This is a genomic window from Streptomyces sp. NPDC053673 (genome assembly GCF_055585225.1).
This window is the reverse complement of the sequence record NZ_JBVJKN010000058.1, coordinates 13,195-31,727: the sequence shown is the minus strand read 5'-3', so window position 1 is coordinate 31,727 and position 18,533 is coordinate 13,195. Positions and strand designations below refer to the sequence as shown.

The window sequence follows — 18,533 nt, the reverse complement described above, 5'->3', positions numbered from 1 at the left end:
TCAGTCGCCAATGTCCCCCGTAGCCCTTCGGGCACGGGAGGTGCCCCCACCGCAGTGGCTCCCTCCTCCGCCTTGCATCTGCACGCGCCAGACCCTGCTCGCCCCGCGGCGGTAGCCGCAGATGTCGCTGCCGGCCTGATCCGAACGACAGGCCCTGACCCCTGGACGTGCCGGGCCGCGCCCGCATCTCCTGAGCCTCGAACTCCCTCGCGTCCCGCGGGCGTTCGGGGCCCCCAACCGTCCGTGGGGCCGGGCTCAGGGCCTGTCCGGTCGAGGTCCTCGACGGCCGACACCCCCGCCGCCCGCGCATGCACCACCTCGACGTGTACGCGGGTCACCTGTGGCCCTCAGTCCGGCGCGCACCCTCGCAGGATGTACGCGACCACGTCGTCCAGCCCGTGCTCGGTCATCTCCGGCGGCAGCACGCCGCTCACCGCCATGCTGGCGTAGCCGTGCAGCGTCGTGAAGAACGGCAGGGCGACGCGTTCCACCGGCCCCTGCCGGACCTCGCCCCGGCGCTGGCCCTCGCCGATCAGTTCGATGGTCTGCTCGGCCCAGCGGTGGCTCGCCGTGCGCAGTGCCTCCGACGCCTCGGAGCTGTGTTTGATCGAATACATCAGGTCGAGCAGCTCGGCGTTGGCCGTGGCGAAGCCCACGTAGGCGCGGGCCGTGGCGTCCAGCCGCTCGGCGAACGACTCGCCTGCCCGTTCCTGGGACGCCGCGAGCACCTCGGCGAGCCGCTCGAAGCCGGTCAGCGCCAGCGCGTCCAGAAGGGCCTGCTTGTCCTTGAAGTGGCGGCTCGGAGCGGCATGGCTGACTCCCAGGTCGCGGGCGAGCTCGCGGAGGGACAGGGCTGTCGGCCCCTTCTCCCGCAGCGTCTCCTCGGCGTGGGTCAGCAGCGCGGCGCGGAGGTCTCCGTGGTGGTAAGGGCGGGCGTTCATGGCCGTCAGTGTATCCGGCATGTAACCGCCGCCAACATTGTTGTCGCCGTCACTATTGTTGTCGTTGACAGCATTGTTGGCGATGTCTACATTGAGAGGCATGGCTACTGAACCCAGCAAATGGAACGTCACCCGCATCCCCGACCAGACCGGCCGTACCGCGGTCGTGACCGGCGCCAACAGCGGACTCGGCATCGCCACCGTCGAGGCGCTCGCCGGCGCGGGGGCCCACGTGGTGCTCGCCGTGCGGGACCCGCAGCGCGGCGAAGCCGCAGCCGCGACCGTGCGGGGGAGCGTGGAGGTGCGCCGGCTCGATCTGGCCGACCTCGCCTCCGTACGCGAGTTCGCCGCCGGCTGGCACGGCGATCTGGACCTGCTCGTCAACAACGCCGGCGTCATGAACGTCCCGGAAGCCGCGACCAAGGACGGCTTCGAGATGCAGTTCGGCACCAATCACCTCGGCCACTTCGCCCTGACCAATCTGCTGCTGCCGCACATCACCGACCGCGTGGTGACCGTGTCGTCCGGCGCGCACCGGATGCCGGGCAGCCCGCGCATCCACTTCGAGAACCTCAACCTGACCGGCGAGTACGCCCCCATGACGGCGTACAGCCAGTCGAAACTGGCCAATCTGCTCTTCACGCTGGAGCTCCAGCGGCGGCTCGCCGAATCGGGCTCGCCCGTACGCGCCCTGGCGGCACATCCCGGCTGGGCCGCCACCAGCCTTCAGGGACACGACGCCAGTGCCCTGCGCCGCGCCGTCATGCGGGTGGGCAACCGTTTCGTGGCCCAGGACAACCGGGCCGGTGCGCTGCCCACCCTGTATGCCGCCGTCGGGGACCTGCCCGGTGCGAGCTACGTCGGCCCCGACGGCCTGGGCGAGATGCGCGGCGCCCCCACCCTGGTCGGCCGCTCGGCGGCGGCCAGTGATGCGGCGTCCGCGCGGCGCCTGTGGACCGTCTCCGAGGAGCTGACCGGCGTCGCCTTCCCCGAGCCTGCCGCGGTGGCGAGGGGCTGAAAGGCACGGTCCTGCGTCAGGCTCGTGCCGCCACCCACAGCAGTGCCTCCTCCGGCGTCGTCGCCACCGGCACGCCCGCCGGGACCGGTGGGCGGCGGACGACCACGACCGGGATGCCCGCCTCGCGGGCGGCGGTGAGTTTGGGGGACGTCGCCGCGCCGCCGCTGTCCTTGGTCACCAGGACGTGGATGTCGTGGCGGTGCAGGAGGTCCCGCTCGCCGTCGAGGGTGAAGGGGCCGCGGTCGAGGAGGACCTCCATCCGCGCCGGGTGCGGGGGCTCGGGCGGGTCCACGGAGCGGACCAGGAACCACGCCCCGTCAACGGCGGCGAAGGCCGCCAGGCCCATGCGGCCCGTCGTCAGGAAGACCCGGCGGCCCAGGCCCGGCAGCGCCCGCGCCGCGGCCGGCAGTGAGTCGACGACGCGCCAGTCGTCGCCCTCAACCGGGGCCCACCCGGGCCGGCGCAACGCCAGCAGGGGAACATGGGCCTGGTCCGCGGCGAGCGCCGCGTTGAAACTGATTGTCCCGGCGAAAGGATGGGTGGCGTCGATGAGCACATCCACCCGCTGCCCGCGCAGCCAGGCGGCGAGCCCCTCCGGCCCGCCGAAGCCGCCGATCCGCACCTCGCCCCGGGGCAGCCTCGGCGTGGCGACCCGGCCAGCGAGCGAGGTCGTCACCCGCTCCCCGCGGGCGTGCAGCGCCTCGGCCAGGGCTCGGGCCTCGGTCGTGCCGCCGAGGATGAGGATGTGCATGGGGGACCTTCCGTGAGCGGGCCCGCGGTCACGGGCGGGCGCAGCGCCCAACTCAAGCACACCGGCCTCCGGCCGGGATGGACCACCGGCGCCTGCGCGACCGCGGCGACGACCGCCGCGTACACCGCGCTGCTCACCGGCGACTTCCCGGACCCGGTGACGATCACGCTGCCGAAAGGGCAGACCCCGGCCTTCGCGCTGGCCGCGGAGGAGCTGACGGACGGGTACGCCATGGCGGGCATCGTCAAGGACGCGGGCGACGACCCGGACGTCACGCACGGCGCGCTGGTCCGTGCGACCGTACGGATCCTGCCGGCGGGGGCGGGGATCGTGTTCCGGGCGGGGCCGGGCGTGGGTACGGTCACCCGGCCCGGGCTGCCGCTCGATGTCGGCGAGCCCGCGATCAACCCCGTGCCGCGCCAGATGATGCGCGACCACATCGCCGAGGTCGCGGCTCGCCACCGCGCCGCCGGCGACGTCGAGATCACCGTCTCCGTCGACCACGGCGAGGAGATAGCCCGTTCCACGTGGAACCCCCGCCTCGGCATCCTGGGCGGGCTGTCCGTCCTCGGTACGACCGGGATCGTCGTCCCGTACTCGTGCTCGGCGTGGATCGACTCGATCCGGCGGGGGGTGGACGTGGCGCGGGCCGCGGGCCGTACGCACGTCGCCGGGTGCACGGGCTCGACGTCCGAGAAGACCGTCGTCTCGCTGTACGACCTCCCCGAGGACGCCCTGCTCGACATGGGCGACTTCGCGGGCGCGGTGCTCAAGTACGTGCGCAGGCACCCGGTGGAGCGGCTCACCGTCTGCGGCGGCTTCGCGAAGCTGTCGAAGCTGGCGGCCGGCCATCTCGATCTGCACTCCGCCCGGTCCCAGGTGGACAAGGGCTTCCTGGCGGAGCTGGCGCGTGAGGGCGGGGCGGACGAGGCGCTGGCGGCGGAGGTCGCGGTCGCCAACACCGGACTTGCCGCCCTGCAGTTGTGCGCCGCCCGCGGCGTGCCCCTGGGCGATCTCGTGGCCGCGACCGCCCGCGACCAGGCGCTCGGAGTGCTCCGGGGCGCGCCGGTCACGGTGGACGTGGTGTGCATCGACCGCGCGGGCACGGTCGTCGGGCGTTCGTCGCCCAAGGGGCCCTGACCGCCTGTCTTCCACCATCCGACGGCCGAGCGCGGGGTGACCCCGGAACAGACCAAGGCGGGCCTGGACGAACTCATCGGCCTCCGAGGCCGGCCCGCGCACGGCGCGGCCTCGCCGTCCCCGCTCGGGCCACCCGGACGGACCCCCCGTCCCGCCCGGCCGGATCACCCACCGGGCGCGGTCGGCCCCGGCGGGCGAGGCTGCTCCGTGGAGGTGGGTCATGGAGCAGGTGACAGCGGACGTGTGTGTCGTGGGCGCCGGATTCGCGGGACTGGCGGCTGCCGGACAGCTCGCCCGGGCCGGGCGCGAAGTCGTGGTGCTCGAGGCCAGGGACCGGGTGGGCGGCCGGGTCTGGAACCGGGAGCTGCCCGACGGCACCGTGGTCTCCGCGGGCGGGACGTGGCTGGGAAAGGGCCAGGACCGGATGTTCCAGCTCTGCCGGGAGCTGGGGCTCGAGGTGTACCCGCAGTACGACGAGGGCGACCGCATCGTGCGCCTCGACGGCGTCAACCACCGTTACCGGGGCAACATCCCCAGCACCGGCCCGGGCGCGCTCGCCGCACTCGGACTGGCGCTCCTTCGCCTGAACCTGATGGCGCGGCGGCTCCCGGCGGACGCCCCCTGGAAGGCCCGGCGCGCACGGGAGTGGGACGCCCGGACGCTCGGGCAGTGGCTCTCCCATCCGCTCAACGTGCCCTCGGCCACCGCCCACACCCTCCTCAGGTCGACGATGAATCTGCTGTTCTGCGCCGACCCGGCGGAAGTCTCGCTGCTGGGCGCACTCGTTCTGGCGCGTGGCGGAGGCGGCTTCGGCTACTACACCGACTCCCGGAAGACGGAATCCCATCTCGTGGACGGCGGAGCCCCCGAAATCGCCCGGCGGATGGCCGAACGCCTGGGCGCGGCGGTCCACCTGTCCAGCCCCGTCCGGCAGATCGTGCAGAACACCACCGACGTGCGGGTCGTCTCGGATGCGCTCGCCGTACGAGCACGACGGGTGATCGTGGCCACTCCGCCCGTGCTGGCGGGCCGGATCTCCTTCGACCCGCCGCTGCCCGCCGCACACAGCCACCTGCGGCAACGGGTGGTGCCCGGGGCGATCATCCGGGTGCTCACGCAGTACCCCGAGCCGTTCTGGAGGGGGCAGCGGCTGTCGGGGCAGACGCTCGCACCCCAGTCGCCCCTCCCGATCACCATCGACCAGACCCCGCGTTCGGGGCGGCCAGGAGTGCTGAGCAGCTATGCGTTCGGGCCCGGGGCCGTCCGGCTGGGTCGCCTGGACCCCAAGGAGCGGCAGACGGTCTTTCTGGGCGCGCTCGCCGAGCGCTTCGGCGCGGAGGCACGCCGTCCCACCGCGTACCTGGAGACCGACTGGTCCGGCCAACCGTGGTCGCTGGGCGGGATGGTCGCCCATTTCCCGCCGGGCGCCCTGACCAACTACGGCAGCGCGCTGCGCGAGCCCGTGGGCCGGGTCCACTGGGCCGGTACGGAGTCGGCGACGCTGATGCACGGACTGATGGAGGGGGCGGTGCGCTCCGGCGAACGAGCCGCCCGCGAAGTCCTGGCCGCGAACTGACCGGCCCCGTGCCCGCACCCCCGCCCCGCGCTCGCGACGAAGGGCCGGGCCGACGGGCGCGGGCCCGCGCCAAGTGCCGGACCGGCCAAGTGCCGGACAGGCTCAGGGCCGGAGGGGCCCAGGGCCTGTCCCGCGGATCTAGTGCCATGGCCGGAAAGGTTCACCGGCTCGCGACGCCCTGCACGGCACCTCGCTGCGTTGTCGCGTCACCCAAGTACATCCAGTACGAGGGCGATGCTCAGCCTTGCGATGCGTCCCCTCGGCCCCCCGGGCCGGGGGAGACCTCATGCACCGGACGCCGCGAGCTTCCCGGCAAACCTTTCCGGCCACGGAACTGGCTGGGTTCGTTCGCGAGGCCCTGCGACTCGCTGATCCAGCCTGATCCGCCGGATCCCTAACCGGGGTACGTGCGCGGGGTCCAGACGATCTCCTCGCCGGCCCCGGCGCCCGACCCCCTCCTGACCGTCCTGGTCTGCGAGGAGCCGACCAGCAGCAGCGTCCTCATGTCGACCACCGCCGGGTCCAGTTCGCCGAGGCGCACGATCCGTACGCTCTCCTCCGGGCCGCCCACGTCACGCGCGACGACGACGGGGGTGTCGGGGGCGCGGTGCTCCAGAAGCAGTTCGCGGGCCTTGGCGACCTGCCAGGTGCGGCTGCGCGAGCCGGGGTTGTACAGGGCCAGTACGAGATCCGCGGCGGCCGCGGCCCGCAGGCGCTCCGCGATGACCTCCCACGGCTTGAGCCGGTCGGAGAGGGAGATCGTCGCGTAGTCGTGGCCGAGCGGGGCGCCCGCGCGCGCCGCCGCGGCGTTCGCCGCTGTGACGCCCGGCAGGACGCGTACGGGAACGTCCGCGTACGGCTCCTGGGAGGCGGCCTCCAGCACCGCCGTGGCCATCGCGAAGACCCCCGGGTCGCCGCCCGAGACCACCGCCACCCGCCGCCCGCGCCGCGCGAGGTCCAGCGCGAACTCGGCGCGCTCCGACTCCACCTTGTTGTCGGAGCCGTGCCGCCGCTGGCCGGGCCGTACCGGCACCCGGTCCAGGTACGTCGTGTAGCCGACCAGGTCGTCGGCGGAGGCGAGCGCCCCTCGCGTCTCGGGCGTCAGCCACAGCGGACCCGCCGGGCCGGTGCCCACCACGACGACCTCGCCCTGCGGACGCGTCTTTGGCCGCACCTCGTCGACACGGCTCGGCAGCACCGCCACCGAGAAGTACGGCACGGACTCCGGATCCACCTCGGCCAGCGGCTCCGTACGCTCGCCCGGCATCGTCGCCCGCTCCACGTACCGCGCGTCGTCCAGCCGCCCCGCGCGCTCCAGCGCCCGGCGCACCGCCGGGAAGGTCCGCCCCAGCTTCATCACCACCGCGGAGTCGGTCGAGGCGAGACGGGCCGTCAGCTCCTCCTCGGGCAGCGTGCCCGGGATGATCGTCAGCACCTCCTCGGCCTCCACGAGCGGCTGTCCGAGCCGGGCCGCGGCCGCGCTGACCGACGTGACCCCGGGGATCACCTCGGTCGGGTACCGGTGGGCCAGCCGCTTGTGCATGTGCTGGTACGAGCCGTAGAAGAGCGGGTCGCCCTCCGCGAGCACGGCCACGGTCCGCCCCGCGTCGAGATGCGCCGCGAGCCGCTCCGCGGCCTCCTCGTAGAAGTCGTTGAGCGCGCCGCGGTAGCCGCCGGGGTGATCGGTGGTCTCGACCGTGACCGGGTACATCAGCCGCTCTTCGATGTGGTCGGAGCGCAGGTGCTTCGCCACGATCGAGCGCGCGATGGAACGGCCGTGCCTGGCGCTGTGGTACGCCACGACGTCCGCCTCGGCGATGACCTCCACCGCGCGCAGGGTCATCAACGACGGATCGCCGGGCCCCAGCCCGACGCCGTAGAGCTTCCCGGTCACGTCGCTCACTCCGCCTCACTCGCTATCGCGTTGATCGCTGCCGCGGCCATGGCGCTGCCGCCGCGCCGCCCGCGCACCACCAGGTGCTCCAGGCCCGAACCGTGCACGGCGAGCGCGTCCTTGGACTCGGCCGCGCCGATGAATCCGACCGGCACGCCGATGACGGCGGCCGGGCGGGGCGCGCCCTCCTCGATCATCTCCAGGAGCCGGAAGAGCGCGGTGGGCGCGTTACCCACGGCGACGACCGCGCCGTCGAGACGGTCGCGCCACAGCTCCAGCGCGGCCGCGCTGCGCGTCGTACCGAGTTCGGCGGCGAGCGCGGGCACGGACGGGTCGGAGAGCGTGCATATCACGTCGTTGTCCGCGGGCAGCCGCTTGCGGGTGACACCGCTGGCGACCATCTGGGCGTCGCAGAGGATGGGTGCGCCGGCACGTAGGGCCGCGCGTGCGCGGGCCACCACGCCGGGCGAGTAGGCGAGATCGCGGACGAGGTCGGTCATGCCGCAGGCGTGGATCATCCGCACGGCGACCTGGCTGACGTCGGCGGGCAGCGCGGCGAGATCGGCCTCGGCGCGGATCGTGGCAAAGGACTGGCGGTAGATCTCCGCGCCGTCCTTCTCGTAGTCGAACACTGTGCTCTCGCTCATCTCGTGACGGTCTTCGTGGCGGTCGTCGGGACGGTCGTCGGGAGGGGCGTGGCCCGTGCCACCGCGACAGCGTCGGCCAGCCCCCGGTCTGTCGGTACGTCGGTCGGCCCGCCGACCGGTACGCCGGCGCCGAGCACGGTCACCCGGTACGTGCCGTCCGCCGTGGCCAGGACGTCCACGTACTCCCCGTGCGGATGTCCGCACCGCCGCTCGCAGCCGGACCAGTACACGGGCAGGCCGCCCCGGCCGGGTGCCGCGTCGGTCCGCACGTCGGCCAGCGACTTGGCGCATCCGGGCCGGCCGGTGCAGGCGCCGACGCCGTACCAGGGGGAGTCGGCGCCGGTGATCAGCCCGGCCTCGCCGAGCTGCGCGAGCCGCGCCTCGGCCGCCGCGCGGTCGGCGAACCCGGGCACGACGACTCCGCGCCACGGCGTGAGCCGTACCTCGTCCGCGGGCGCGGGGAGCAGCGCGCGGACCTGCGCGACGGTGAGCCGTCCGAGCGGGGCGGCGACGGAGAGGGCCCAGCCGCCGGGCCCTTCTACGACCCCGGGCACGGGTTCCGCCTCACGGCCGAAGGCCGTACGGGGGTCCGGGGGCTTGCTCCCCACGTGGCGGAGCCGCACATCGACACAGCCGGGAAGGGGCGGAGCGGGGAAAGCTTCCGCGGCGACGCCCGCCCGTTCCAGATGCGCCCCCACGGCAATGTCCTGCCCACCGGGCAGCTCCCGCACCCGCCACGCCCCCGTGCCCGCCGCGACCGCCGCCGCGAGGAAGGCTTCCGCGGCGGCGAGGGCCGCGCGCGGGGCATCGGCAGCGCGGATGCGAAACGCCTGGTCCCCGACGCGTACGAGCGCCGAGCCGCCCGTCTCTGCGAGCAAGGTCACATCCGCACCGAGGCCCGCCACGTCCCCGCGCCCGTCGTCCAGGGCGAACAGGAACCGCCCGGACAGCCCGGCCGCCCCGTCGCTCGCGCACAGCAGCACGTCCAGTTCGCGCGCCCACAACTGGACGTCGCCGTAACCGAGTCCGTCGAGTCCGGCGAGCGGTGAGGCCAGCACGTTGCGTACCCGCTCGTGCGTGTCCGAGGGCAACAGTCCGGCCTCCCGGAGCACTCCCGCGAGCTGCGCCCCGCACCCCTCGCCGAGGCCGCGCAGTTCCGCGTTCCCACGGGAGGTGATGCTCAGCGCCCCGTCACCGAGCCGCTCCGCAGCATCGGCCAGGGCTTCGACCTGACGAGGCGTCAAGACGCCTGCGGGCAACCGGAGTCGGGCCAGCTGCCCGTCGTCCGCCGCGTGCAGCCGCAGCGCGCCCGGGCATGCGTCTCCCCGGTCCCGAATGCGGGGTTCGTCCCGGTCCGGGGGTGTTGGCGGTGTGGGCGGCATGGCGGCGAGCATACCTACGTCATTCCAGGTGGCCGCCCTGTCGGCAAGGGCCAGCCTCTACTATGCAGAAAGGCAAGGGGTCCCAGGGCCCTGGGGAGGAAGCCCGGTGAGAATCCGGCGCGGTCCCGCCACTGTGAGCCGGGCCCTCGGGACCCGGCGAGTCAGGAACTCCCGCCGTCCTACGACCACCCGGGGCGCGGACACCCCGAGGAAGGCCTGCGCACGCGATGACGCACGCGACGATCCTGCTGCTGTCGACTTCTGACACCGACCTGCTCAGCGCCCGCGCGGCCGACGGCAACGACGGCCCGGTGGCGTACCGCTTGGCCAATCCCTCCCGGCTCCCGCTCGACGAGCTGCCGGCGCTCCTCGACGGCACCGACCTCGTCGTCGTACGGCTCCTCGGCGGTATCCGCGCCTGGCAGGAGGGTCTGGACCAGCTGCTGGCCCAGGACCGGCCCGTGGTCGTCCTCACCGGCGAACAGGCCCCCGACGCCCAGCTGATGGAGGCCTCCACCGTCCCGGTCGGGATCGCCGCCGAGGCGCACGCCTACCTCGCGCACGGCGGTCCGGACAATCTGGAGCAGCTCGCCCGTTTCCTGTCGGACACGGTCCTGCTCACCGGTCATGGCTTCGAGCCCCCGGCCCCGGCGCCGACCTGGGGCCACCTGGACCGTGAGGCGAAGAGCACCACCGGCCCCACCGGCCCCACCATCGCCGTGCTCTACTACCGCGCCCACCACATGAGCGGGAACACCGCCTTCGTCGGTGCCCTCTGCGACGCCGTCGAGGACGCGGGCGGCCGGGCCCTCCCCCTCTACGTGGCATCGCTGCGCGCCCCCGAGCCGGAGCTCCTCGAACAGCTCCGCGGCGCCGACGCCATCGTCACGACCGTCCTCGCCGCCGGCGGCACCAGGCCCGCCGAGGCACAGGCCGGCGGTGACGACGAGTCCTGGGACGCGGGCGCGCTCGCCGCGCTCGACGTGCCCGTCCTGCAGGCGCTGTGCCTGACCGGGTCGCGCAGCAGCTGGGAGGAGAACGACGAGGGCCTGTCCCCGTTGGACGCCGCCAGCCAGGTCGCGGTCCCGGAGTTCGACGGCCGCCTCATCACCGTCCCGTTCTCCTTCAAGGAGATCGACGAGGACGGCCTCCCGGCCTATGTCCCCGACCCCGAGCGCGCCGCCCGCGTCGCCGGGATCGCCGTACGCCACGCCCGTCTGCGCCACATCCCGAACGCCGAGAAGCGGCTCGCCCTCGTCCTGTCCGCGTACCCGACGAAGCACTCCCGCATCGGCAACGCCGTCGGCCTCGACACCCCCGCCTCCGCGGTCTCGCTGCTGCGCCGGCTCCGGGCGGAGGGCTACGACTTCGGTACGGAGGAGATCCCCGGCCTCGCGTCCGGCGACGGCGACGAGCTGATCTACGCGCTCATCGAGGCGGGCGGCCACGACCAGGACTGGCTCACCGAGGAGCAGCTCGCCCGCAATCCGGTCCGTATCCCGGCCGCCGACTACAAGCGCTGGTACGCGACCCTGCCGCAGGAACTGCGCGAGCACGTCGAGGAGCACTGGGGCCCGGCGCCCGGCGAGATGTTCCTGGACCGCTCCCGCAATCCCGAGGGCGACATCGTGCTGGCCGCCCTGCGCCGCGGCAATCTCCTCGTCGTCATCCAGCCGCCGCGCGGCTTCGGCGAGAACCCGATCGCGATCTACCACGACCCCGATCTGCCGCCCTCGCACCACTACCTCGCCGCCTACCGCTGGATCGCGGCCCGGCAGGACGACGGCGGTTTCGGCGCCGACGCGATGATCCACCTCGGCAAGCACGGCAACCTGGAGTGGCTGCCCGGCAAGAACGCGGGCCTGTCCGCCGCCTGTGCCCCCGACGCGGCGCTCGGCGACCTGCCGCTCGTCTACCCGTTCCTGGTCAACGACCCGGGTGAGGGCACCCAGGCCAAGCGCCGCGTGCACGCCACCCTCATCGACCATCTCGTCCCGCCGATGACCCGCGCCGACTCCTACGGCGACATCGCGCGCCTGGAGCAGCTGCTCGACGAGTACGCGCAGATCTCGTCGATGGACCCGGCGAAGCTCCCTGCCATCCGCGCCCAGATCTGGACCCTGATCCAGGCCGCGAAGCTCGACCACGACCTGGGGCTGGACGACCGGCCCGACGACGACGGCTTCGACGACTTCCTGCTCCACGTCGACGGCTGGCTCTGCGAGGTCAAGGACGCCCAGATCCGCGACGGTCTGCATGTGCTCGGCGGTGCGCCGACCGGACCCGAGCGCGTCAATCTCGTTCTGTCCATCCTCCGCGCCCGGCAGATCTGGGGCGGTACGACCGCCCTGCCCGGACTGCGTGAAGCCCTCGGCCTCGACGAGTCCGCCGCCACCCGCACCACCGCCGACGAGGCGGAGGCCGCGGCCCGCGCGCTGGTCGAGGCGATGGAGGAGGCCGACTGGGACCCGGCCGCCGTCGCCTCCGTGACCTCCGCGTCGGGGGGGTATGGACAGGCCGTCGCCGACATCCTCGACTTCGCCGCCCGTCAGGTCGTCCCGCGCCTCGCCGCCACCACCGACGAGCTCGACCACGCCGTCCACGCGCTGAACGGCGGCTTCGTCCCGGCAGGACCGTCCGGTTCGCCGCTGCGCGGCCTCGTCAACGTCCTGCCGACCGGCCGCAACTTCTACTCGGTCGACCCCAAGGCCGTGCCGTCCCGACTCGCCTGGGAGACCGGCCAGGCTCTCGCCGAGTCGCTGCTCACGCGCTACCGCACCGACAACGGCGAGTGGCCCACCTCCGTCGGCCTGTCCCTGTGGGGTACGAGCGCGATGCGCACCGCCGGCGACGATGTCGCCGAGGCCCTCGCGCTGCTCGGCATCCGCCCCGTCTGGGACGAGGCGTCCCGCCGCGTCACCGGCCTGGAGCCCGTCCCGGCCGAGGAACTGGGCCGCCCGCGCATCGACGTCACTCTGCGTATCTCCGGCTTCTTCCGGGACGCGTTCCCGCACGTCATCGGCCTGCTGGACGACGCCGTACGGCTCGCCGCCTCGCTCGACGAGCCCGCCGACGTCAACTACGTACGGGCGCACGCCCAGGCGGACCTGGCCGAGCACGGCGACGAACGCCGCGCCACCACCCGTATCTTCGGCTCCCGTCCGGGCACGTACGGCGCCGGTCTGCTCCAGCTGATCGACTCCCGCGACTGGCGCACCGATGCCGACCTCGCCGAGGTGTACACGGTGTGGGGCGGGTACGCGTACGGCCGCGGCCTCGAAGGCCGCCCCGCCCGTGACGAGATGGAGACGGCGTACAAGCGGATCGCGGTCGCCGCGAAGAACACCGACACCCGCGAGCACGACATCGCCGACTCCGACGACTACTTCCAGTACCACGGCGGCATGGTCGCCACCGTCCGTGCGCTCCGCGGCACCGCCCCCGAGGCCTACATCGGCGACTCGACCCGCCCCGAGACGGTCCGCACCCGCACCCTCGTCGAGGAGACCTCCCGGGTCTTCCGCGCCCGCGTCGTCAACCCCAAGTGGATCGAGGCGATGCGCCGCCACGGTTACAAGGGGGCCTTCGAACTCGCCGCGACCGTGGACTACTTGTTCGGCTACGACGCCACGACCGGTGTGGTCGCCGACTGGATGTACGACAAGCTCACCGAGGCCTACGTCCTGGACCCGGAGAACCGCGAATTCCTTCAGCAGGCGAACCCCTGGGCCCTGCACGGCATCGCGGAGCGCCTGCTGGAGGCGGAGTCCCGCGGCATGTGGGAGAAGCCCGATCCGGCGGTCATCGCGGCGCTGCGCGAGGTCCTCCTGGAGACGGAGGGCGACCTGGAGGGTGGCGACGACTGAGGCAACTGCCTTTCGCCCCACGGGAATCGGCAGGACGGCCCGCGCCTTGATCGCCCGGACAGGACCTAGTGCCGCTCCCGGCAAGCTTTGCCCTGTCGCGGCACTAGCGTGCCGGGCATGGACGACGACGTGACGGCGGCGCGCCCGCGCGCCGCCGGGACTCCGGTGGCGCAGCGGCCGGGGGAATTCGCTCGACGTAAGACTTCCGTCACCACGTGAGGTGGTCCACAGGGACCTTTGGCCCGCTTCAATGGGCCTCATGAACATTTCAGTGCTACGGAAGCCCGTGATCGTGATCGGCCTCGCGGTCGTCGCGGTGGTGGTCGCGGCCGGGCTGTACTGGTTCCAGCCGTGGAAGCTGTGGGTGGACGAGACCGTACGCGAGGATCTTCCCGCGGCGGTGGCCCCGTCCGCGCCCGGCGAGCCGTCCGCCCCCACCGCGCCCAGGACCCTCGCCACGGGGACGTTCATCAGTCATGAGCACGCCACCAAGGGCACGGTCAGGATCGTCGAGCTCGCCGACGGCTCCCGCGTCCTGCGGCTGGAGGGCCTGGACACCAGCAGCGGCCCGGACCTCCGGGTCTGGCTGACCGACGCGCCCGTGAAGGAGGGCGCGGCGGGCTGGCGGGTCTTCGACGACGGCGCGCACGTCAGCCTCGGCAAGCTCAAGGGCAACAAGGGCGACCAGAACTACGCACTGCCGGCCGACGTCGATCTGAGCAAGTACTCCAGCGTCAGCATCTGGTGCGACCGCTTCGACGTCTCGTTCGGCGCGGCGGAGCTCTCGAAGGCGGCCGCGTAGCCTGAGAGGACGATGAACATTTTCACCACGTCATGGGGCGACCTCGGGCTCACCCGCTTCCCCGAGGACCCCCGTGACCAGCTCAGGGCCTGGGACGCGTCCGACGAGTACCTGCTGCGCCACCTCGCGGGCGAGACGGGCCCCGAGGACGACGTGAGGCCCGCGGACCTGTCCGGCACCGTCGTCGTCCTGGGCGACCGCTGGGGCGCCCTGGTCACCGCGCTCGCCGCGCACCGGCCCGTACAGATCACCGACTCGTATCTGACCCAGCAGGCGACCCGCGCCAACCTCGCCCGCAACCGCCCCGGTGAGGCGGCGGGCGTCCGGCTGCTGTCGACCCGGGACACGCCCCCGGACCGTATCGACGTCCTGCTGGTCCGGGTCCCCAAGAGCCTCGCGCTGCTGGAGGACCAGCTGCAGCGGCTCGCCCCGCACGTCCACCGCGGCACCCTCGTCGTCGGTACGGGCATGGTGACGGAGATCCACACCTCCACGCTGAAGCTGTTCGAGCGGATCATCGGCCCGACCCGGACCTCGCTGGCCGCGAAGAAGGCCCGGCTGATCTTCTCCGTCCCGGACCCGGCCCGTACGGAGTCCGGATCCAGTGCGGGGGAGTCCTGGCCGCGCGGCTACGACCTGCCTACGGACATCGGGGTGATGTCGGGGCGGCCCGTCACCAACCACGCGGGCATCTTCTGCGCCGAGCGCCTCGACATCGGCACCCGCTTCTTCCTGCAGCATCTGCCGCGCAGCCGCGGCAGAGTCCGCGTCGTGGACCTGGGCTGCGGAAACGGTGTGGTCGGTACGGCCATGGCGGTCGCGAATCCCGAGGCGGAGGTGCTGTTCACGGACGAGTCGTTCCAGGCGGTCGCCTCGGCCGAGGAGACGTTCGGGGCGAACGCGGGACCGGGCGGCCGGGCCGAGTTCCTGGTCGGCGACGCGCTGTCGGGCGTGGAGCGCGAGTCGGTCGACCTGGTGCTGAACAATCCGCCGTTCCATACCCACCGCGCCCTGACCGACAGCGTCTCCTGGCGCATGTTCACCGGGTCACGCGCCGCGCTGCGCCCCGGCGGTGAGCTGTGGGTGATCGGCAACCGCCACCTCGGCTACCACGTCAGGCTCCGCCGCCTCTTCGGCAACTGCGAGACGGTCGCGAGCAATCCGAAGTTCGTCGTCCTGCGGGCCGTGAAACAGACCTGAGCCGCTTCCGATCCGTACGCTCTCTCGTCACGGCACGAAAACGGGCCCGGCTCGACGAGCGTCCGTCGAGCCGGGCCCTCTGCCGGCCGTGGTGGCCGGGCTCAGTGGTTGTTGACGCCGTTGCCGGACAGCACCGGGATGCCGTCCAGGACGTGCGACAGCGGCTCGTCGCCCTTGGCCTGCGTCGAGTTCTCCGAGCACTGCTGGTTCTGCGGGTTCGACAGGACGTTGGCGTCCTGGACGGCGACCGGCACGAGGCCCACGAGGGAACCCGCGCTGGCCTTGGCCGGCAGGCCGACGCAGGGCTTGTTCAGCGAACCCTGGACGAGCGAAAGCTGCGGGCTCTGCTCGCCGTACGTCGCCGAGTTGCCGAACGACTGCACGGCCTCGTTGCCACTCAGCGACGTGGTGCCGTTGTCGTTGCCGATGGCGAGTGCCTGCGGCGCGGCGGCAGCCAGCGAGACTCCGGCCACAGACGCGGTCACGGCCGCTGCTGCCCACAGCTTCTTCATGATGATTCCCTTCGAGCCTTCAGGATGCGCACTCCATCGATGAAGTGACGCGTTGGTCAACACCGTCGTCCGCGCCCCGGTTGCGGTCTGTGACCCGAACAGCGGAGCGCGAGGCGCGCCGCCCGGAGCGTTCGGTCCTTTCGCCCGCCAGGAAGGTGGGCGGTACGGGATATTGGGGGCATGGCGGAGCACAAGGGCCGTTGGGAACGGCAGGGGCTGATTCCGGCGAGCCGCAAGGAGCCGGGAAGCCGCACAGAGCCGACGAGCCGGGGGAGGCGGGCGGTCCGGTCGGCCGTTGACCGTTCGGCAGAGCCGATCTACGCGTCCCTGATGGCCAGCTGGTCCTCCCAGGGCCGAACCCTCCCCGGCGTCGTGGACCATGAATGGGAGGCTCTCGTCTCCTGGTCCTGGCCGAGGTGGTAACGCGCTCCGCACGACGCCGCACTGGCGCGGCAGCAGGGGGCCGTGACTGCACGCGGGCGGTGACAGCACACGGGCCGGGCCGCCGCGGAGTACCGCGACGGCCCGGCCCGGGGCGTACGGGGACGGTCAGCCGTTGTTCTGGCCGTTGCCGGAGAGCACCGGGATGTCGTCCAGGATGTGCGAGAGCGCCTCGTCGCCCTTGGCCTGCGTCGAGTTCTCCGAGCACTGCTGGCTCTGCGGGCTGGCGAGGACGTTGATGTCCTGGACGCCGACCGGCACGAGGCCCACGAGGGAACCCGCGCTGGCCTTGGCGGGCAGGGCGATGCAGGGCTTGTTCAGCGAACCCTGGATGAGCGCCATCTGCGGGCTCATGGCGCCGTACGTGGCCGAGTTCCCGAACATCTGCGACGCGCCGACGCCGCTGGCGGTCGTGGTGCCCGTGTCGTTGCCGATGGCCAGGGCCTGCGGAGCCGCCGCGGCCGAGGCGCCGACGATGGACGCGGTGACGGCGGCAGCCGCCATAGCCTTCTTGATCACGACTGATCCCTTTCTGGGAGGTGAGAGAGGACCGAGAGAGCCCGTTCCCGGAGCCTCCTGACCAACTCGGACCCTACGGAGTTGGTTCTTCCGCTTCACTCCAAAGGGCGGTGGGGAACGTGGCTACGGCCGCTCGGAATTCTCTTTGCCGATCCAGCCGGTTTTCTCGATCTGACAGCGGTGCGATGAGGGCTGTTCGGGTGAAGTTCCGAAACCAAACGATTGCCACTCAGTTTGAGTCGGTGCGCAGACGAGCTCGAGTGTTCCTGCAGAAAGGCAAGCAAGTGATGATCAAGAAGGTGATGGCCACGGCGGCCATCACGGCCTCCGTAATCGGTGCCTCGGCCGCAGCCGCGCCCCAGGCTCTGGCCACCGGCAACGACACGGGCACCACGACCGCCAGCGGCGTCGGCGCCTCTCAGGTGTTCGGGAACTCGGCCACGTACGGCGCCATGAGCCCCCAGTTGTCGCTCGTCCAGGGTTCGCTGAACAAGCCCTGCATCGCCCTGCCCGCCAAGGCCAACGCCGGTTCGCTGATCGGTCTCGTGCCGGTCGGCGTCCAGGACGTCAACGTCCTCGCCAGCCCGCAGAGCCAGCAGTGCTCGGAGAACTCGACGCAGGCCAAGGGCGACGAGGCGCTCTCGCACATCCTGGACGACATCCCGGTGCTGTCCAGCAACGGCCAGAACAACGGCTGAGTTCAGTTTTCACCCCGATTCCTGGGAGTGGTCTGCCGGGCATCCGAGTGAATGCGCGGAGTCTGAATGTCCAAAGGGTTTCTTCGGCGGGGCACGGCTCGTTGGTACGGCGTCAGTGGCATTGCCTGGTGCATTGCCATGACGCCTACATGACCGCCGAACAGAAGGAATCCGAGATGAAGTTGAAGACCACGACGGTGCTGGCGGGGCTGGTGATGGCCATGGGCATGGCCTCGCCCGCCCTCGCGGACACCGGGGCGACCGGCGTCGTAGCCGGCTCGCCGGGAGTGCTGTCCGGGAATCTTATCCAGGTCCCCGTGCACGTTCCGGCCAATGTGTGCGGCAACTCCATCGACCTCATTGGCCTGCTGAACCCTGCGTTCGGCAACGTCTGTGTGAGTGACTGACCGTCAGTCCTCGCATACAGCCCTGAAGGGTCGTTTTCCGCCGGTCCTGGGGGTGCCGCCCGGTACCCCCAGGACCGGCTCGCGAAGCGAAAGCGGGAAGAACAAGAGATGCGACAGGTCATCAGCAAGGGAATTCTGACGGCCGCGGCGGCCACAAGTATTCTGTCCCTGAGCAGTGTGTACGCCAGTGCCGACTCCCAGGCCGAAGCGGAGGCCGCGGGCTCCCCCGGCGCACTGTCGGGAAACAACCTCCAGGCACCCGTGGACGTGCCGGTCAATGTGTGTGGCAATTCCCTGAACGTCATCGGGGTGCTCAATCCGGCGTTCGGCAACAGCTGTGCCGGTGCCGGTCTCGGTGCCGACGCGGACGAAACGGCGGGAGTCGGGTCCGGTGCCACCGCCGTGGGTTCGGCCGTGGGGTCACCGGGTGTCGTCTCCGGCAATGCCGTCCAGGCCCCGGTGAGCGTCCCGGTCAACGTCTGCGGGAACACCGTCGACGTGGTTGGCCTGCTCAACCCGGCTCTCGGCAACAACTGCGCCCCCGGCGAGGTGGAGCCGCCGACGACGCCTGACACGCCTGACACGCCGACGACTCCGGACACGCCGACGACGCCGGATACCCCGACGACGCCGGACACCCCGGACACGCCGACGACTCCGGACACGCCGACGACGCCGGATACCCCGACGACGCCGGACACCCCGGACACGCCGACGACTCCGGACACGCCGACGACGC

General features: G+C 72.2%; 16 protein-coding genes and 1 riboswitch. Of the genes, 9 read left to right on the top strand and 7 right to left on the bottom strand.

Features of this window, described 5'->3' with window-relative positions:
* Nucleotides 1-347: 347 nt before the first annotated feature.
* Nucleotides 348-941 carry a TetR/AcrR family transcriptional regulator gene (locus ACZ6ZQ_RS37390; protein ID WP_469772996.1) on the bottom strand — a complete coding sequence of 198 codons (594 nt, stop codon included), beginning with the start codon at nt 939-941 and terminating at the stop codon, nt 348-350.
* 100 nt (nt 942-1,041) lie between these two features.
* Between ACZ6ZQ_RS37390 and ACZ6ZQ_RS37385 the strand changes: the two genes are divergently transcribed.
* Nucleotides 1,042-1,959 carry an oxidoreductase gene (locus ACZ6ZQ_RS37385; RefSeq protein WP_469772995.1) on the top strand — a complete coding sequence of 306 codons (918 nt, stop codon included), beginning with the start codon at nt 1,042-1,044 and terminating at the stop codon, nt 1,957-1,959.
* A gap of 16 nt (nt 1,960-1,975) precedes the next feature.
* Here the strand turns inward: ACZ6ZQ_RS37385 and ACZ6ZQ_RS37380 are convergent, their stop codons facing one another.
* A complete protein-coding gene (locus tag ACZ6ZQ_RS37380) occupies nt 1,976-2,710 on the bottom strand; it encodes a cobalt-precorrin-6A reductase (protein ID WP_469772994.1) in 735 nt (244 codons plus the stop codon).
* Between the two features lie 12 nt (nt 2,711-2,722).
* On the opposite strand from ACZ6ZQ_RS37380, the gene ACZ6ZQ_RS37375 reads away from it, so the two are divergent.
* Together ACZ6ZQ_RS37375 and ACZ6ZQ_RS37370 are read left to right on the top strand one after the other, a co-directional pair.
* Entirely contained in the window at nt 2,723-3,850 is a 1,128-nt protein-coding gene (locus ACZ6ZQ_RS37375) for a cobalt-precorrin-5B (C(1))-methyltransferase (protein WP_469772993.1), read from the top strand.
* A 220-nt stretch (nt 3,851-4,070) separates the two neighbouring features.
* Nucleotides 4,071-5,426: a flavin monoamine oxidase family protein gene (locus ACZ6ZQ_RS37370; RefSeq protein WP_469772992.1), complete on the top strand. Its 1,356-nt coding sequence runs from the start codon at nt 4,071-4,073 to the stop codon at nt 5,424-5,426.
* 394 nt (nt 5,427-5,820) lie between these two features.
* Here ACZ6ZQ_RS37370 and ACZ6ZQ_RS37365 read toward each other — a convergent pair whose 3' ends face one another.
* Genes ACZ6ZQ_RS37365 through ACZ6ZQ_RS37355 form a run of 3 tightly spaced genes read right to left on the bottom strand, consistent with a single transcriptional unit; the run spans nt 5,821 to nt 9,361 of the window.
* A complete protein-coding gene (locus ACZ6ZQ_RS37365; protein ID WP_469772998.1) occupies nt 5,821-7,320 on the bottom strand; it encodes a precorrin-2 C(20)-methyltransferase in 1,500 nt (499 codons plus the stop codon).
* Nucleotides 7,321-7,325: 5 nt separating this feature from the next.
* Nucleotides 7,326-7,967 carry a precorrin-8X methylmutase gene (locus ACZ6ZQ_RS37360; RefSeq protein WP_453662118.1) on the bottom strand — a complete coding sequence of 214 codons (642 nt, stop codon included), beginning with the start codon at nt 7,965-7,967 and terminating at the stop codon, nt 7,326-7,328.
* A complete protein-coding gene (locus tag ACZ6ZQ_RS37355) occupies nt 7,964-9,361 on the bottom strand; it encodes a cobalamin biosynthesis protein CobG (RefSeq protein ID WP_469772991.1) in 1,398 nt (465 codons plus the stop codon). The genes ACZ6ZQ_RS37360 and ACZ6ZQ_RS37355 overlap by 4 nt, the downstream gene beginning before the upstream one ends.
* A 44-nt stretch (nt 9,362-9,405) precedes the next feature.
* A riboswitch (cobalamin riboswitch) is annotated at nt 9,406-9,539 on the top strand.
* A 37-nt stretch (nt 9,540-9,576) separates the two neighbouring features.
* Between ACZ6ZQ_RS37355 and cobN the strand changes: the two genes are divergently transcribed.
* From cobN to ACZ6ZQ_RS37340, 3 genes are all read left to right on the top strand, one after another.
* Nucleotides 9,577-13,215, top strand: a complete 3,639-nt coding sequence (gene cobN / locus ACZ6ZQ_RS37350) for a cobaltochelatase subunit CobN (protein ID WP_469772990.1) — start codon at nt 9,577-9,579, stop codon at nt 13,213-13,215.
* 259 nt (nt 13,216-13,474) lie between these two features.
* A complete protein-coding gene (locus tag ACZ6ZQ_RS37345) occupies nt 13,475-14,017 on the top strand; it encodes a DM13 domain-containing protein (RefSeq protein ID WP_469772989.1) in 543 nt (180 codons plus the stop codon).
* 12 nt (nt 14,018-14,029) lie between these two features.
* Entirely contained in the window at nt 14,030-15,217 is a 1,188-nt protein-coding gene (locus ACZ6ZQ_RS37340; RefSeq protein WP_469772988.1) for a methyltransferase, read from the top strand.
* A gap of 101 nt (nt 15,218-15,318) precedes the next feature.
* Here the strand turns inward: ACZ6ZQ_RS37340 and ACZ6ZQ_RS37335 are convergent, their stop codons facing one another.
* Both ACZ6ZQ_RS37335 and ACZ6ZQ_RS37330 read right to left on the bottom strand, forming a co-directional pair.
* Nucleotides 15,319-15,729: a rodlin gene (locus ACZ6ZQ_RS37335; RefSeq protein WP_469772987.1), complete on the bottom strand. Its 411-nt coding sequence runs from the start codon at nt 15,727-15,729 to the stop codon at nt 15,319-15,321.
* Between the two features lie 549 nt (nt 15,730-16,278).
* Nucleotides 16,279-16,689, bottom strand: coding sequence for a rodlin (locus tag ACZ6ZQ_RS37330; protein WP_469772986.1), 411 nt, complete (start codon nt 16,687-16,689; stop codon nt 16,279-16,281).
* A 287-nt stretch (nt 16,690-16,976) separates the two neighbouring features.
* Here ACZ6ZQ_RS37330 and ACZ6ZQ_RS37325 point away from each other — a divergent pair, with 287 nt between their 5' ends.
* From ACZ6ZQ_RS37325 to ACZ6ZQ_RS37315, 3 genes are all read left to right on the top strand, one after another.
* Entirely contained in the window at nt 16,977-17,387 is a 411-nt protein-coding gene (locus ACZ6ZQ_RS37325; protein ID WP_469772997.1) for a rodlin, read from the top strand.
* Nucleotides 17,388-17,536: 149 nt separating this feature from the next.
* Nucleotides 17,537-17,794: a chaplin gene (locus tag ACZ6ZQ_RS37320; protein ID WP_469772985.1), complete on the top strand. Its 258-nt coding sequence runs from the start codon at nt 17,537-17,539 to the stop codon at nt 17,792-17,794.
* A 108-nt stretch (nt 17,795-17,902) separates the two neighbouring features.
* The coding region (locus ACZ6ZQ_RS37315) for a chaplin (protein ID WP_469772984.1) at nt 17,903-18,533 on the top strand (631 nt) is incomplete at its 3' end.

Excerpts from the sequence above, each read along its gene's own strand:
- ACZ6ZQ_RS37390 (WP_469772996.1), bottom strand. The coding sequence starts at position 941 with ATGAACGCCCGCCCTTACCACCACGGAGACCTCCGCGCCGCGCTGCTG.
- ACZ6ZQ_RS37385 (WP_469772995.1), top strand. The coding sequence starts at position 1,042 with ATGGCTACTGAACCCAGCAAATGGAACGTCACCCGCATCCCCGACCAG.
- ACZ6ZQ_RS37380 (WP_469772994.1), bottom strand. The coding sequence starts at position 2,710 with ATGCACATCCTCATCCTCGGCGGCACGACCGAGGCCCGAGCCCTGGCC.
- ACZ6ZQ_RS37370 (WP_469772992.1), top strand. The coding sequence starts at position 4,071 with ATGGAGCAGGTGACAGCGGACGTGTGTGTCGTGGGCGCCGGATTCGCG.
- ACZ6ZQ_RS37360 (WP_453662118.1), bottom strand. The coding sequence starts at position 7,967 with ATGAGCGAGAGCACAGTGTTCGACTACGAGAAGGACGGCGCGGAGATC.
- ACZ6ZQ_RS37355 (WP_469772991.1), bottom strand. The coding sequence starts at position 9,361 with ATGCTCGCCGCCATGCCGCCCACACCGCCAACACCCCCGGACCGGGAC.
- cobN (WP_469772990.1), top strand. The coding sequence starts at position 9,577 with ATGACGCACGCGACGATCCTGCTGCTGTCGACTTCTGACACCGACCTG.
- ACZ6ZQ_RS37345 (WP_469772989.1), top strand. The coding sequence starts at position 13,475 with ATGAACATTTCAGTGCTACGGAAGCCCGTGATCGTGATCGGCCTCGCG.
- ACZ6ZQ_RS37340 (WP_469772988.1), top strand. The coding sequence starts at position 14,030 with ATGAACATTTTCACCACGTCATGGGGCGACCTCGGGCTCACCCGCTTC.
- ACZ6ZQ_RS37335 (WP_469772987.1), bottom strand. The coding sequence starts at position 15,729 with ATGAAGAAGCTGTGGGCAGCAGCGGCCGTGACCGCGTCTGTGGCCGGA.
- ACZ6ZQ_RS37325 (WP_469772997.1), top strand. The coding sequence starts at position 16,977 with ATGATCAAGAAGGTGATGGCCACGGCGGCCATCACGGCCTCCGTAATC.
- ACZ6ZQ_RS37320 (WP_469772985.1), top strand. The coding sequence starts at position 17,537 with ATGACCGCCGAACAGAAGGAATCCGAGATGAAGTTGAAGACCACGACG.